The following is a 575-nucleotide window of genomic DNA, read 5'->3' as shown; positions in this document are numbered from 1 at the left end:
AATTTGGTGAAGAATCTGGAAACGTTGACCACAATTGTTGCCAATGCCGATGGAACCTTTACCTATACCGATGAAAACGGAAATCCGACTATCATTGATATCAAGAACTTAGAAACCTTGACCACCATCGCGCTGAATGCCGATAATACCAACATCGATTATAAAGATGAAGATGGAAATACCACACAGCTGAACTTAACCAATTTGGTGAAGAATCTGGAAACGTTGACCACAATTGTTGCCAATGCCGATGGAACCTTTACCTATACCGATGAAAATGGAAATCCGACTATCATCGATATCAAGAACTTAGAAACCTTAACCACCATCGCGCTGAATGCCGATAATACCAACATCGATTATAAAGATGAAGATGGGGTTACTACACAGCTGAACTTAACCAATTTGGTGAAGAATCTGGAGACGCTGACCACAATTGTTGCCAATGCCGATGGAACCTTTACCTATACCAATGAAAACGGAAATCCGACTATCATTGATATCAAGAACTTAGAAACCTTAACCACCATCGCGCTGAATGCCGATAATACCAACATCGATTATAAAGATGAAGA

Annotated in this window: 1 pseudogene; it reads left to right on the top strand. The window is 40.2% G+C overall.

Annotation, left to right across the window (positions count from 1 at the left end):
* Positions 1–575 (top strand): annotated as a pseudogene (locus tag ACQY1Q_RS11080) (hypothetical protein); the annotation flags it as partial.

This window comes from Tenacibaculum sp. TC6, assembly GCF_050606265.1.
Lineage (GTDB): Bacteria > Bacteroidota > Bacteroidia > Flavobacteriales > Flavobacteriaceae > Polaribacter.
The sequence above is the reverse complement of the archived record's forward strand: the minus strand, read 5'-3'. Positions and strand labels throughout refer to the sequence as shown.